This window comes from Pelosinus baikalensis, from assembly GCF_020819555.1.
Lineage (GTDB): Bacteria > Bacillota > Negativicutes > DSM-13327 > DSM-13327 > Pelosinus > Pelosinus baikalensis.
In genome coordinates, this window is the sequence record NZ_JAJHJB010000006.1 from 101,875 (window position 1) to 114,388 (window position 12,514).

General features: G+C 37.3%; 13 protein-coding genes. 12 read left to right on the top strand and 1 reads right to left on the bottom strand.

Annotation, left to right across the window (positions count from 1 at the left end):
* The first annotated feature begins 60 nt into the window (after nt 1-60).
* From LMF89_RS06590 to pyrR, 8 genes are all read left to right on the top strand, one after another.
* Nucleotides 61-372, top strand: a complete 312-nt coding sequence (locus LMF89_RS06590; protein WP_229534422.1) for a DUF5665 domain-containing protein — start codon at nt 61-63, stop codon at nt 370-372.
* Nucleotides 373-392: 20 nt separating this feature from the next.
* The gene (locus LMF89_RS06595) at nt 393-920 is read left to right on the top strand and encodes a nitroreductase family protein (protein ID WP_229534423.1); all 528 of its coding nucleotides are present in this window, start codon (nt 393-395) and stop codon (nt 918-920) included.
* Between the two features lie 11 nt (nt 921-931).
* Nucleotides 932-1,564 carry a TraR/DksA C4-type zinc finger protein gene (locus tag LMF89_RS06600; protein ID WP_229534424.1) on the top strand — a complete coding sequence of 211 codons (633 nt, stop codon included), beginning with the start codon at nt 932-934 and terminating at the stop codon, nt 1,562-1,564.
* A 196-nt stretch (nt 1,565-1,760) separates the two neighbouring features.
* Nucleotides 1,761-2,465, top strand: coding sequence for a TVP38/TMEM64 family protein (locus LMF89_RS06605; RefSeq protein ID WP_229534425.1), 705 nt, complete (start codon nt 1,761-1,763; stop codon nt 2,463-2,465).
* A gap of 151 nt (nt 2,466-2,616) precedes the next feature.
* Nucleotides 2,617-2,781: a 4Fe-4S ferredoxin gene (gene fdxA, locus LMF89_RS06610; RefSeq protein ID WP_007934692.1), complete on the top strand. Its 165-nt coding sequence runs from the start codon at nt 2,617-2,619 to the stop codon at nt 2,779-2,781.
* 310 nt (nt 2,782-3,091) lie between these two features.
* Nucleotides 3,092-3,541: a signal peptidase II gene (lspA, locus tag LMF89_RS06615; protein WP_229534426.1), complete on the top strand. Its 450-nt coding sequence runs from the start codon at nt 3,092-3,094 to the stop codon at nt 3,539-3,541.
* Nucleotides 3,534-4,463 carry an RluA family pseudouridine synthase gene (locus tag LMF89_RS06620; protein WP_229534427.1) on the top strand — a complete coding sequence of 310 codons (930 nt, stop codon included), beginning with the start codon at nt 3,534-3,536 and terminating at the stop codon, nt 4,461-4,463. Before lspA ends, LMF89_RS06620 begins: the two co-directional genes overlap by 8 nt.
* Nucleotides 4,464-4,481: 18 nt before the next feature.
* Nucleotides 4,482-5,033 (top strand): bifunctional pyr operon transcriptional regulator/uracil phosphoribosyltransferase PyrR, encoded by a 552-nt coding sequence (gene pyrR / locus LMF89_RS06625; RefSeq protein WP_229534428.1) that lies wholly within the window; start codon nt 4,482-4,484, stop codon nt 5,031-5,033.
* A gap of 115 nt (nt 5,034-5,148) precedes the next feature.
* Here pyrR and LMF89_RS06630 read toward each other — a convergent pair whose 3' ends face one another.
* Nucleotides 5,149-6,903, bottom strand: coding sequence for an Rqc2 family fibronectin-binding protein (locus LMF89_RS06630; RefSeq protein ID WP_229534429.1), 1,755 nt, complete (start codon nt 6,901-6,903; stop codon nt 5,149-5,151).
* 166 nt (nt 6,904-7,069) lie between these two features.
* On the opposite strand from LMF89_RS06630, the gene LMF89_RS06635 reads away from it, so the two are divergent.
* The 4 genes from LMF89_RS06635 (at nt 7,070) to LMF89_RS06650 (ending at nt 12,474) form a co-directional block, all read left to right on the top strand.
* Nucleotides 7,070-9,820 carry a calcium-transporting P-type ATPase, PMR1-type gene (locus LMF89_RS06635; RefSeq protein WP_229534430.1) on the top strand — a complete coding sequence of 917 codons (2,751 nt, stop codon included), beginning with the start codon at nt 7,070-7,072 and terminating at the stop codon, nt 9,818-9,820.
* 35 nt (nt 9,821-9,855) lie between these two features.
* Nucleotides 9,856-10,692 carry a diaminopimelate epimerase gene (dapF, locus tag LMF89_RS06640; RefSeq protein ID WP_229534431.1) on the top strand — a complete coding sequence of 279 codons (837 nt, stop codon included), beginning with the start codon at nt 9,856-9,858 and terminating at the stop codon, nt 10,690-10,692.
* Between the two features lie 157 nt (nt 10,693-10,849).
* A complete protein-coding gene (locus LMF89_RS06645; protein WP_229534432.1) occupies nt 10,850-11,449 on the top strand; it encodes a hypothetical protein in 600 nt (199 codons plus the stop codon).
* 140 nt (nt 11,450-11,589) lie between these two features.
* On the top strand, nt 11,590-12,474 hold the full coding sequence (locus tag LMF89_RS06650) for a YicC/YloC family endoribonuclease (protein ID WP_229534433.1): 885 nt from the start codon (nt 11,590-11,592) through the stop codon (nt 12,472-12,474).
* The last annotated feature ends 40 nt before the right edge of the window (nt 12,475-12,514 follow it).

Consider the following 12,514-nt stretch of genomic DNA (forward strand, 5'->3'; position numbering starts at 1 on the left):
TGAACGTAAAAAACCGGAACTTGTTTCCGGTTTTTTTTTTATAAGATGGAGATAATAGAATTGGAGGTATGTTTAGTGGAGCAGCAAGGAAAGCAAGATGTAATTACAGTACAACTAAAAAGATTGATATGCCATTTAGAGTCAATGCGCATTGCTGAATATATGGAACTTCTCGAACGACCAGGAAAACTGATACTCATCAATTTTATTGCTGGAATCGCGCGAGGATTAGGCATTGCCATTGGAGCATCTGTATTTTTTGCCATGGTATTAAACTTATTACATCAACTTATTTTACTCAACATACCGGGCATTGGAAACTTCGTAGCAGATATTATACACATTGTAGAAATGAAGAATGGAAAATTTTAAAGAAATTGGAGTGTGTATGTATGACGAAAGATGTTTTTGATTGTATGAGGGAAAGTCATAGCGTTAGAAATTTTCTGCAGCAAGATATACCTGAACCTACCTTAACAAGAATCTTAGAGGCGGGTTGCTGGGCTCCTAGTGCAGGAAATTTGCAGCCATGGTATTTTTATGTAATAAAGAATCAAGAAATAAAAAGAAAAGTGGCTGAAGCTTGTTTTGAGCAAAATCAAATTGAAAATTCACCGGTGAGTATTGTTATATTAGCTGACCCAGCTCGTTCTAATGAAAAATATGGTGAGCGTGGTGCTCAATTATATTGTTTGCAAGATACTGCGGTTGCCGCAGAAAATATGATATTAGCAGCTTATGGACTGGGGATTTCTACCTGCTGGATTGGCGCTTTTGATGAAATCAAAATCCAGCAAGCAGTGGAGGCTCCTCCTAGACTTCGAGCAGTAGCTATTCTTTGTTTAGGGTATAGCAACGAAGTCGATAGACCTGCCAAAGAAAGACTCAGAATCGGTGAAGTAACGAAGATTATTCATTAGGAGAGGGTAATTTGGATGCTGCAAAATATAAAGAATTAGCAAAACGATTAGACGAAGAGAAGCAGGAGTTACTAAAGCAAATTAGTTCTTTGGAAGAATCAGGATTAGAAACAAGTTTATCCTATTCAACGGGAGAATTATCGGTCTGTGATAATCATCCTGCTGATATTGGCGATGAATTATTTGAACGCAGTAAAGATATTGCTTTAAAAGATAATGCGCAAGTTCTATTGTCGCGAGTGGAAAAAGCTCTTAAAAAAATGGATAATGGAAACTATGAATATTGTAGTACCTGTGGCAAAAAAATACCTGTAGCTAGGTTAGAGGCTATTCCTTGGGCGAACGAATGCATACAATGTCAGGAGCAATACGATGTTGTAGATTCCATCCCAAGGCCTTTAGAAGAGGAGGTGCTAACGCCACCTTTTCAACAGAATTTTTTAGATCATGATAAAAATGATTTTATTGGTTTTGATGGTGAGGATGCCTTACAAGCGGTCATGCGTTATGGCAGCTCTGATACACCCCAGGATATTCCTGGAAGCCGTAATTACAAAAAGTTATTCAATAATAGTGATGAACAGCAGGGAATTGTTGATCCGGCAGATGCTATTCCTGTAAAAGAAAGAGATGGAAGTCCGTGAAGGAAAATAGTTACAGAATCTGTTGTTTTAAAAAATAAACGTATGAGTTATAAATTGAAAAACTGGGCGACAATTTTAAGCCCAGTTTTTTAATTCGCAGCAGGAGTTACGTGTGTCAAAGTATAAAGATAGTAGCGTAATATATATATATATATAATCCATCGGTGAAGGGGTAGTTTTGCTAGGAGGTGCTTTTATGGCAACACCAATGATGATAGTGAAAGGTGTTATGTATCGACTTGGGGTATTGGTTATTGCTGTAATTGGATATTTTTATTTGCCTGGCATACAAAAATTTTTTGAAAGTGGATTTTCCTTATTATGGGATCGGGACTTTGACGGATTACGTCAATTTATTTTGTCCTATGGTTTTTGGGCACCTCTGTGCAGTATCTTGTTAATGACGCTGCAGTCACTAATCCCTTTTGTTCCAGGATTAGCAATTACTATTACTAATGCTTGGGTTTTTGGCTGGCAGTATGGGGCGGTCTATTCCTGGCTGGGAGCATTACTTGGAGCATGTTTAGATTTTGCTATTGCAAGATGGTATGGACGACCAATTGTTGAAAAATTTATAAATAAAAAGTATTTAAAGATAACAGATGCATTTCTTCGTGAGCATGGTATATTTGCTGTATTTATTACTCGCTTGACACCTATTATTCCCTTTAAAGTGATAAGCTATGGTGTTGGACTAACGACTCTTTCTTTTTGTCAATTTGCAATTGCAACAGCAATTGGGCAAGCACCTGCGATTCTCATATATTCTGTTATCGGTCAAAATCTTACACATAGTATTCGTGCCACGGTTATCATTACTTCTTTGTTGCTTGCTATTGGTGCTTTTGGGTATTATTTCAGCGAGGATATAGAACGAAGGTTTTTTCCTGATAAAGAGTAACTACGGGGAATATATAATAAATTTATAAGTTTCTAGAAGGAGAGTATAAGTATAATGTAAAAATATCATATTAAATATGATATTAGTTATGTGATTTCTTGTTAGTATATAGTATAATGGTATACAGTGATCTACATAGGAGGTGAATTTCATGTATAAAATTGATAGTAGCTGTATTTCATGTGGCGCTTGTGCTTCTGTTTGCCCGGTTGAAGCTATTTCTGAAGGCGATACCCAATATAGTATCGATGAAAAATGTATTGACTGTGGTTCTTGTGCTGCAACCTGTCCAGTGGGAGCAATTAGCCCAGAATAAGTAACATAATTAAAGTAAATGACTTGGGGTATACTAAGTCATAGACATAGGCACCAAGCCTTAGTCATTTTTGAGTGAAATTTAAAAATGATTTCACTAGAAAAGCTCAGAATTTCTGAGCTTTTCTTTTTGCCAAAAGTTCAGTCACCAATTGGCCGGAGGTAAAGATACGTAAGAAGTAAAAACTTTACCTTTGACCAATTTTTGTTTATTATATATAGTAAGCTTATAATGCGTGATAACAATTAGTAGCTGAAAATCTATTTTATTCGCAAGAATAATGTTATGTACAGGATAGGAGAGAAGATTAGTGCCTATATTAATAGTAGTATTCGTGGTGATAATGGATCAGTTGTCTAAATTTTATATTCAAACACATATGACTCTGGGGATGTCTATACCTGTGATTGATGATATTTTCCATATTACCTATGTTTTAAATCCAGGAGCTGCCTTTGGGTTGTTTGAACATCAAACGCTATTTTTTTTAATAGTGGCAGTTAGCTTAGTATCAGCTGCGATTTATTTTTATCCGCGGATACCAAAGAAGTATAGCTTACTGCGCTTTGGTACTGGTTTATTGGTAGGGGGAGCAATTGGGAATGTGATTGATCGCATCAAAACAGGTTATGTAATTGATTTTTTTGATTTTCGTATTTGGCCTGTTTTTAATATTGCAGATGCGGCCATTGTATGTGGTGTAGGTTGTATTGTTTTTACTATGGTTTATTTACATAAAGAGGATGAAGCAAATGGGTAATAAAATGTATTATTATTATTATATAAGTGAATCGCAAGCAGGAGAGCGTTTAGATGTATTTTTAACTAAACAAATGCCTGATACATCTCGTTCTGCAGTACAAAGACTTATCAGTAGTGGAGACGTTATAGTCAACGAAAAAATAGTAAAAGCCAATTACAAGGTGCAAGCGTTAGATGATATTCAAGTAAGTATACCTGAGATTAAACCTTTAGAATTAACAGCGGAAGAAATTCCACTTGCCATTTTATATGAAGATAATGATATTATTATTATTAATAAATCCCGGGGCATGGTTGTGCATCCTGCTGCGGGGAATTATAATGGTACATTAGTAAATGCTTTATTAGAACATTGTGAAGATTTGTCAGGCATCAATGGTGTCGCCCGTCCGGGCATTGTCCATCGTCTAGATAAAGATACTTCAGGTGTTATGGTGGTTGCCAAGAGTGATAGAGCACATGTGAGCCTGGCTAAGCAAATCAAGGATCGTACGGCCAGTCGGCGTTATTTGGCAATTGTATATGGAAATATTAAGGAAGATCACGGTGTTATTAAGGCACCAATTGGGCGTCATCCTAGTAATCGCAAAAAAATGGCAGTAACCTTTACTAATAGTAAAGAAGCAACTACGAAATTTCGTGTGATGGAACGATTTGGTGATTATACCTTAGTAGAATGTAAATTGCTCACTGGGCGTACACATCAAATTAGGGTGCATATGACCTATATTGGACATTCCGTTGTTGGTGATCCTAAATATGGGCCTGGACGCATGCCTTTTTCGATTATCGGGCAGGCTTTGCATTCTGCTGAACTTAGAATCTCTCATCCTGTTACGGAAGAAAGTATGATGTTTACAGCACCTTTACCGGAAGATATGGAAATGATTTTAAAAGAATTACGGCAAAAAAACATATAATTAGGAAGGGGTAGGGTTATGAGTACTTTAGTAGAGAAAACTGTGATTATGGACGAGCAAGCCATAAGACGGGGGCTCATTCGTATTGCTCATGAAATTATTGAGAATAATAAAGGGATTAAAGACTTAATTCTAGTAGGCATAAGAACTCGTGGTGTTCCTTTAGCAGAACGATTAGCAGCTGAAATAAAGCGCATTGAAGGTGCAGAACTGCCTGTAGGAATTTTAGATATTACTTTATATCGTGATGATTTATCTACACTTAGCTATCAGCCGATCGTGCATGAAACGCAAATACCTGTTGATATCAATGGTAAAACAATTGTACTGATTGATGATGTATTATACACTGGGCGTACTGTACGCGCTGCTCTTGATGCGATTATTGATATTGGACGGCCTAAAGTTATTCAGTTAGCAGTTCTTGTGGATCGTGGCCATCGTGAACTTCCTATTCGTGCGGATTATGTAGGGAAGAATGTGCCTACTTCCAGTAAAGAAGTGGTTGGTGTACAATTAATGCCTGTGGATGATGCTGACAAGGTAGTGATTAAGGAATTTGCCGAGTAAAAAATATAGATTTTAAATAATGTTAAAGACCTTTGCTGTTACAATGACTAGCAAAGGTCTTTAACATTTGACAATTTAAATTAAAAGAATTGATTTGATTTTTTGACAAAGAGGATTACTTTTTTACTAATGAGGCAACTATTTTTTCATCGGGTGTAATATAAATCGTATTTTGGTGATCGTAAATAACAAAGCCAGGTTTAGCACCAGATGGTTTTTTTACATAACGTCGTTGGGTATAGTCAACAGGTACATTTGATGATTGACTCGCTTTACTATAGTAGGCGGCTAAATGAGCGGCTGCTTCAATGGACTGCAGGGGAGGATTTTGAGAACCAGATCTTAAAATAACATGAGACCCTGGGATATCCTTAGTATGGAACCAGATGTCATTATGTTGTGCCTGCTTAAAGGTGACAATATCATTTTGACGATTGTTTTTTCCAATTAATATCATTAATCCATCCGGGGTTACGGCTGTTAGAGGAGAGGAAGGAGGGATGGGCATACGGCGTTTCGTCGCTCTTTTTAGATAGCCTGTGCTAATCAATTCTTCTCGAATATCACCAAGTTCAGAACTATTTGTGGCGTGCTCAAGAGAAACGGTGATACTTTCAAGATAGGCTATTTCTTCTATGCATTGGCGCAGTTGTCCATCCAATGATTCTTTAGCACGTTTTAATTTATTATATTTTGTATAATAAGACTGAGCATTTTCTAATGGTGAAAGCCTTGTATCAAAATTTATAATTATTTTGTTGTCATCTAGTGAGTGGCTATATAAATTTTCCAAGGTGACTTTATCTTGATCTTGCGGTAGGTTGTAGAGGTTTGCCATTAGAATATCGCCACATTCACGAAAAAAATCGGAATTGGCTGCATCAGCTAATTCTTGTATAAGAATTAGCTTTTTGCGTTGCAAACGATTACTTTCTTCGCTGACAAGCTTTGATAAAATAGTCTGTTCAGGGAGCTGCTTTTTGCCGGAAAGGCTGTCGGTAAATTCAACGGCCTGACTCATAGTAGAGAAGTTGTGAGCTGTGTATTTAGAAGCTAGATGTTCTAATGGAAAAGACGCAATGCCAGCAAGTTCGCCTTCTAAATTAGTCATGACAGTGGGGAGTGATTCTCCCCATTTTATGTAACTAATAATACTCTGTGTTGCTTCATTTAAGGCAAGTATGTCCGCGTTATCTAAGCTATGAGTGGCAATATCACTAGGTAAACCTGCTCGCCAAAGAATTTCCTTGGCAGTTATAGGACCAATGCCGATTCCTACCTGAATCATAGCTTTCGTAACAAGAGGTGTTTCTAGAGTCGTTATTGCGTTAAAAAAATCAGATATGGGCGCAGTCAGTAAATTTAAACGCATTTGCCCAGGAGGAAATGTGTATTCCATTCGAGGTAAAACTTGTCGTGAACGACTTAAATTTGCGCCAATTCTTTTTATCGCATCCAGTATAATGTTATTTTGTGTGAGAATAATGTTACTATGTTTACCCATTAATTCTACAGTTAAATCTTTTGTTGTAATCGTGCCGTCTTCACCACGAAAATCAATAGAAATTAGCGCAATGCGATCAAGGCTATGCTGGTTGATGTTAGCAATACGACCACCTTCCAGATGTTTTCGTAATAACATACAAAAAGCTGGAGGTGTTGCTGGATTTTCCAAGGCTGCTTCAGTTAAATGGATACGGGGATGCTTAGGGTTGACTGAGATGAGTAAGCGTAGATTTTCATTGGTCTGCCTAACCCACAAAAGCAATGTATATTTATCGGGCTGAAAGATTTTATCAATTCTGCCGCCTGTAAGTTTGTTATTTAATTCGATTAACAATGTTGATAGAGATAATCCATCTAGAGCCATATGATAGCCTCCATTTAATAAAATACGTATTATGATTCCTACTTATAACTATGTTTTGTAATTTTCACTAGTATACCATTTTGCTATTGGACGGTCAATTTAGGTCTAATTAGAGGGTGAAAGGAATAACATGAATAAAAAAAGCACATGGTAGCGAGGTGGCATAGTGGCTGATAAATGGTATACGCGTACAGCGCAAGAAGCAATTGAATTTTGGAGAACAGATCCACATGATGGCTTGACTTCAAGTGAAGTAAAAAGTAGAATCGCTGAATTTGGCTATAATGAAATGGTTGAAAAAGAAAAGACGCCATGGTGGAAACGATTTTTTGCCCAATTTCAGGATTTTATGGTTTTAGTCTTGCTAGCGGCTACGCTCATTTCAGCATTCTTAGGAGAATATGTCGATTCAGCAACGATTTTAGCAATTGTAATGATCAATGCCATATTAGGCTTTGTTCAGGAACATCGAGCAGAAAAATCAATGGCAGCGTTAAGAACAATGGTTGCGCCGGTGGCTCATGTGATTCGTAATGGTATACTGCAGCAAGTAAAAGCGCGGGAAATGGTGCCAGGTGACATTATGGCTTTAGAATCTGGGGATCGCATTGCTGCTGATGCCAGATTAATAGATGTGAAAAATATGGAAGTGGATGAAGCTACTTTAACCGGTGAATCTCTGCCTGTACGTAAAATCGTAGATAAAGAATATAAGGAAAGCAGTTCTTTGGGTGATCGTAAGAATATGGTGTATGCTGGAACCAGTATTGTTAAAGGGCGAGGCAAGGCTGTAGTCTGCGCTACAGGTATGGCAACTGAGGTGGGACATATTGCTCATATGATTCAAGATGTGGAACATGAAAGTACACCGCTGGAACGACGCCTAGAGTCTTTAGGGCGTTGGTTAGTATGGGGATGTTTACTGATTTGTGTAGTAGTTGTTGTGACAGGCGTGCTCAAAGGGGAACCATTATTATTAATGTGTATGGCAGGAATTAGTTTGGCAGTAGCTGCGATTCCCGAAGGATTGCCAGCCATCGTTACAGTTGCATTGGCCTTAGGTGTACAGCGTATGATAAAGCGCAATGCTATTATCAGAAAACTGCCTGCTGTTGAGACGCTTGGTTGTACAACGGTGATTTGTTCCGACAAAACTGGAACTCTTACTCAAAATGCTATGACCGTAAAAAGAATTTTTACATCTGGAAATATTTATGAAGTAACCGGTAATGGTTATGAAATAAAGGGAAATTTTTTATTAAACAAGCAGGAATTTGATCCTGCAAAGGATAAATGTTTATTACATTGCCTAGAAATTGGTGTATTGTGTAATAATAGTATTTTAAAGCATAATAATATAGGGATAACTGGTTTATGGCGTCGTGAAGCGAATGGCGGCTGGTCTATTGAAGGTGATCCAACAGAAGGTGCTATTGTGATTGCCGCTGCTAAAGCCAACATATGGCGTTTAGCAGCCGAAAAACATCAGCAGCGATTAGCTGAAATCCCCTTTGAATCAGAACGTTGTCGGATGTCAGTTATTTATGAGAAAAACAATCGAAATGTTATTTATGTGAAGGGTGCTCCGGATATCATTTTAGACATGTGCCAGCATTATAGCACTAATAAAGGGGAAGTCCTGCTGACGTCAGAAACAAAAGCTGAAATACTGACAGCCAATGAAAGAATGACAGACCAGGCCCTTAGAGTATTAGCTGTAGCATATCGTCAGCTAACTAAGGTGGAAGCTAGTCATGTGAGTGAAGAGCTGGAAAAAGATCTGGTTTTCGTAGGCCTAATCGGGATGATCGATCCTCCGCGGCAAGAAGTCAAGCCTGCCATTGCGTTATGCCGACAAGCTGGCATAAAGACAGTTATGATTACGGGGGATCATCGCAACACGGCTGTAGCGATTGCCAAAGAGCTGCAAATTTTTAAAGAAGACAAAAATCAGGCTCTGACTGGTACCGAACTCGATGAATTAGACGATACGGAGTTAACTAACATTATTAATCGTGTTACCGTCTATGCACGTGTATCTCCTGCCCACAAATTACGTATTGTAAAAGCTTTAAAACGGCAGGGACATATCGTTGCAATGACTGGTGATGGTGTGAATGATGCACCAGCAATAAAAGAAGCGGACATTGGCATTGCAATGGGAACGGCTGGGACTGATGTTACAAAAGAAGCTGCTTCTATGGTGCTAGCCGATGATAACTTTGCAACGATTGTTGCTGCTGTGGAAGAGGGACGTGGCATTTATGATAATATTCGTAAATTTATTCGCTATTTGCTATCCTGTAATTTAGGTGAAGTACTTACGATGTTTATTGCGACCATTGCAGGATTACCATTACCCTTATTGCCAGTGCAAATTTTATGGGTTAATTTAGTGACAGATGGTTTGCCAGCCATGGCATTAGGTGTTGATCCTAACAATCATGACATTATGAATCGGCCGCCGAGAAATCCGAAAGAAAGTGTATTTTCTCGTGGACTCAGTCGTAAGATTATTGCTCGAGGTTTACAAATTGGCATGAGTACGGTATTTGTTTTTGCTATAGTGTACTTTTTAAAGAATGATTTAGCAGAAGCGAGAACGATGGCTTTTTGTACGTTGGTTTTCTCTCAAATGTTTCATGTTTTTGATTGTCGTTCAGAAGTTTACAATGTCTTTGAAATTGGGATATTTAAAAATCAATACTTGATATTAGCAACCTTCTGTTCTCTTTTAATGCAGTTACTAGTTATTTATCATCCATTTATGCAAGAGGTTTTTGCTACTGTTCCACTAGGGATAGAAGATTGGGTCGTTATTCTATTTGTCTCAGGCTGGACCTTTATAATAAGTGCTGCAAGACATTTATTTTTCCGCAGACGTGTATTACGCTCTGTTTTTGGGCGGGTACATTAAATAAATTATTTAATTCATAATGAGGAGAATATAATATGAAGTTTAATTTTAGCAAATGGCATGGACTAGGTAATGATTTTGTGATTGTTAATGGACTTGAAGAAAAAATTAACAATTACAATGAAATGGCAATTCAGGTTTGTGATCGATATTTTGGAATCGGTGCTGATGGGCTAGTCGTTATTTTGCCTTCAGCAGTAGCGGATTTTCAAATGCGAATTTTTAATTCAGATGGCAGTGAGGCTGAAATGTGTGGCAATGTTACAAGATGCATTGCTCGATATGTTTTTGAGTATGGTTTAACGGATAAGAAAAAAATTACGCTAGAAACGAAAGCAGGTCTTATTAAGCCAGAATTAATCTTTATTGATGATGTGCTTAGTACTATACGGGTTGATATGGGAGAACCTCGTCTGAAACGTGGGGAATTACCTATGGTTGGTAATGAAGATGAGCAGGTTGTTGATGAAGTTTTAGAAATAGATGGCACTGAACATCGAATCACTGGTGTATCAATGGGCAATCCTCATTGTATCCTTTTCGTTGACGATATTACTGGTATTAACCTAAGCGATATTGGAGCTAAAATTGAAACGCATGCTGCCTTTCCAAAGAAAACCAATGTAGAATTTGTGCAAGTATTAAATAAACAAAACTTACGTATGCGTGTTTGGGAAAGAGGAGCTGGTGTTACGATGGCTTGTGGTACAGGTGCCTGCGCTACATTAGTTGCAGCCGTATTAAATGGAAAAACGGACCGTCAGGCTACTGTTGAATTAGATGGGGGACAGTTACTGATTGAATGGGGTCCAGATAATCATATCTATATGTCTGGTCCTGCAGTGGAAGTTTTTCGGGGAACATACTTATAATTCTAATTTGATTTAGCTTTTATAGAAAGTAAGAAATCCAACTTCTCTGCATATATGAAGTTGGATTTCTTTATCCACTTGTTGCTGTGATAAGGAGATTTTTATGCTTTATCATTTACAGTGTAAATAATATGCTTCATAAAGTGAGGTGCTTAAAATGAGATTTATTGTTTTGACAATTATTTTTTCAGTACTATTCGTTACCCAAACATTGGCGATTTCTTCTATTAATTTGGATGTGATTAAAGAGGCACAGGATTATGGAAAGTTAAGGAATAAAGATTCATTGCAAGAGTTTTTGTTGCCATGGATCTCTTATGAAGAAAAGGCTGAAAAATTAAATGGTACGACTGAACGTTCCTATTTGTACACTTCTTATTTGTTAATTGCTACAGATGCTAGAGAGAAAAGCTTGAATGGTCATGATATTGCCATACTAGACAGCGAAGAAGTATTAGAAAATTATTCAGGCTTATTGAGTTTTAGCACAGTTTTATTTGGAGAAAAAGAGGATTTTGCAAAAGATGCTAGTGTTATCGTTAAACAAGATAATAATGTAATTAAGGCATACCAAATGATAATACCGGCAGAGGGAGAAAAAGTGCATCTGGATAAAGGACAAACCATATTTAATGCTCAATGTTATTTTTATTTTTTTGAAAAAGACATTGTGCCTGACCTTCCTATAATATTATCGGTTAGAACGACTGATCAGAAAGATCATAATTTTTACTTTGATTTGGAGAAAATAAAATAGTCATATTTAAAACCTTTACGTGATAGATATTCAATGAAAAAGGGATTTAAGAGAAGCATGGAGAAGTATTTATATAAAGAATTGGATAATTGTGATTTTATCGTTAATAATAAAATCCGTAAAGAGAGGAGCTATTTTACGTGATTAAAAGTATGACTGGTTTTGGTCGTGGAGAATTTCAGGATAATGAGCATCGACTCATTGTAGAAATTAAAGCAGTAAATCATCGTTACAATGAAATTGTTATCCGGATGCCGAAAAATCTGGGGCCACTTGAAGATAAAATCCGGCGCAGTGTGTCAAGCCTGCTAGTAAGAGGCCGGATTGATGTTTTTATAACGATGGATGAATATGGGCAAAAGAAAAAGGCTGTGCGAATTGACAAAGAGTTAGCAATAGCCTATAATAAAGCTTTAAAAGATTTAGGGGATTTATTTTCTATATCAGTAAATGATAATATTCAGCAGATTGCTAAATTCCCAGATGTGATTAAGGTTGAAGAAGTAACGGAAGATGTTTTAATCTTGTGGCCGAAGCTAAACCAGGCAGTTAAGATGGCACTTACTAATCTCATGAGTATGCGTTTAGCGGAAGGGCGAAACATTCAGCAGGACTTAGTCTTGCGCATTACGGATATTGAATCCTATATCACTGCAGTAGAAAAACGTGCGCCGCAGGTTTTGGTTGAATATAAAGAGAAAATACTAGGTCGCATGCGAGAATTGCTGGCTACGATCGGTGAAGAACCTGATGCTGGTCGGTTACTACAAGAAACGGCTTTATTTGCGGATCGCACCAGTATTACAGAAGAGTTAGTACGTTTAAAAAGTCATTTAACTCAATTTCGGGCTGCATTGAACGCCGATGATGCAGTTGGCAGGAAATTAGATTTTATTGTGCAGGAAATTAACCGTGAAACCAATACAATTGCCTCTAAAGCCAATGATTTTAATGTTGCTAATATCGTAGTCGAAATTAAAAGTGAAATTGAGAAGGTCAGAGAGCAAATTCAAAACATAGAGTAATATAAAGATAAACTGGGATACAAACGTAAGGGGGATTTTT

What these genes read in the sequence shown, in the direction of transcription:
- LMF89_RS06605 (WP_229534425.1), top strand. Translation starts at nt 1,761, where the DNA reads ATGGCAACACCAATGATGATAGTGAAAGGTGTTATGTATCGACTTGGG.
- LMF89_RS06620 (WP_229534427.1), top strand. Translation starts at nt 3,534, where the DNA reads ATGGGTAATAAAATGTATTATTATTATTATATAAGTGAATCGCAAGCA.
- fdxA (WP_007934692.1), top strand. Translation starts at nt 2,617, where the DNA reads ATGTATAAAATTGATAGTAGCTGTATTTCATGTGGCGCTTGTGCTTCT.
- LMF89_RS06630 (WP_229534429.1), bottom strand. Translation starts at nt 6,903, where the DNA reads ATGGCTCTAGATGGATTATCTCTATCAACATTGTTAATCGAATTAAAT.
- dapF (WP_229534431.1), top strand. Translation starts at nt 9,856, where the DNA reads ATGAAGTTTAATTTTAGCAAATGGCATGGACTAGGTAATGATTTTGTG.
- LMF89_RS06595 (WP_229534423.1), top strand. Translation starts at nt 393, where the DNA reads ATGACGAAAGATGTTTTTGATTGTATGAGGGAAAGTCATAGCGTTAGA.
- pyrR (WP_229534428.1), top strand. Translation starts at nt 4,482, where the DNA reads ATGAGTACTTTAGTAGAGAAAACTGTGATTATGGACGAGCAAGCCATA.
- LMF89_RS06645 (WP_229534432.1), top strand. Translation starts at nt 10,850, where the DNA reads ATGAGATTTATTGTTTTGACAATTATTTTTTCAGTACTATTCGTTACC.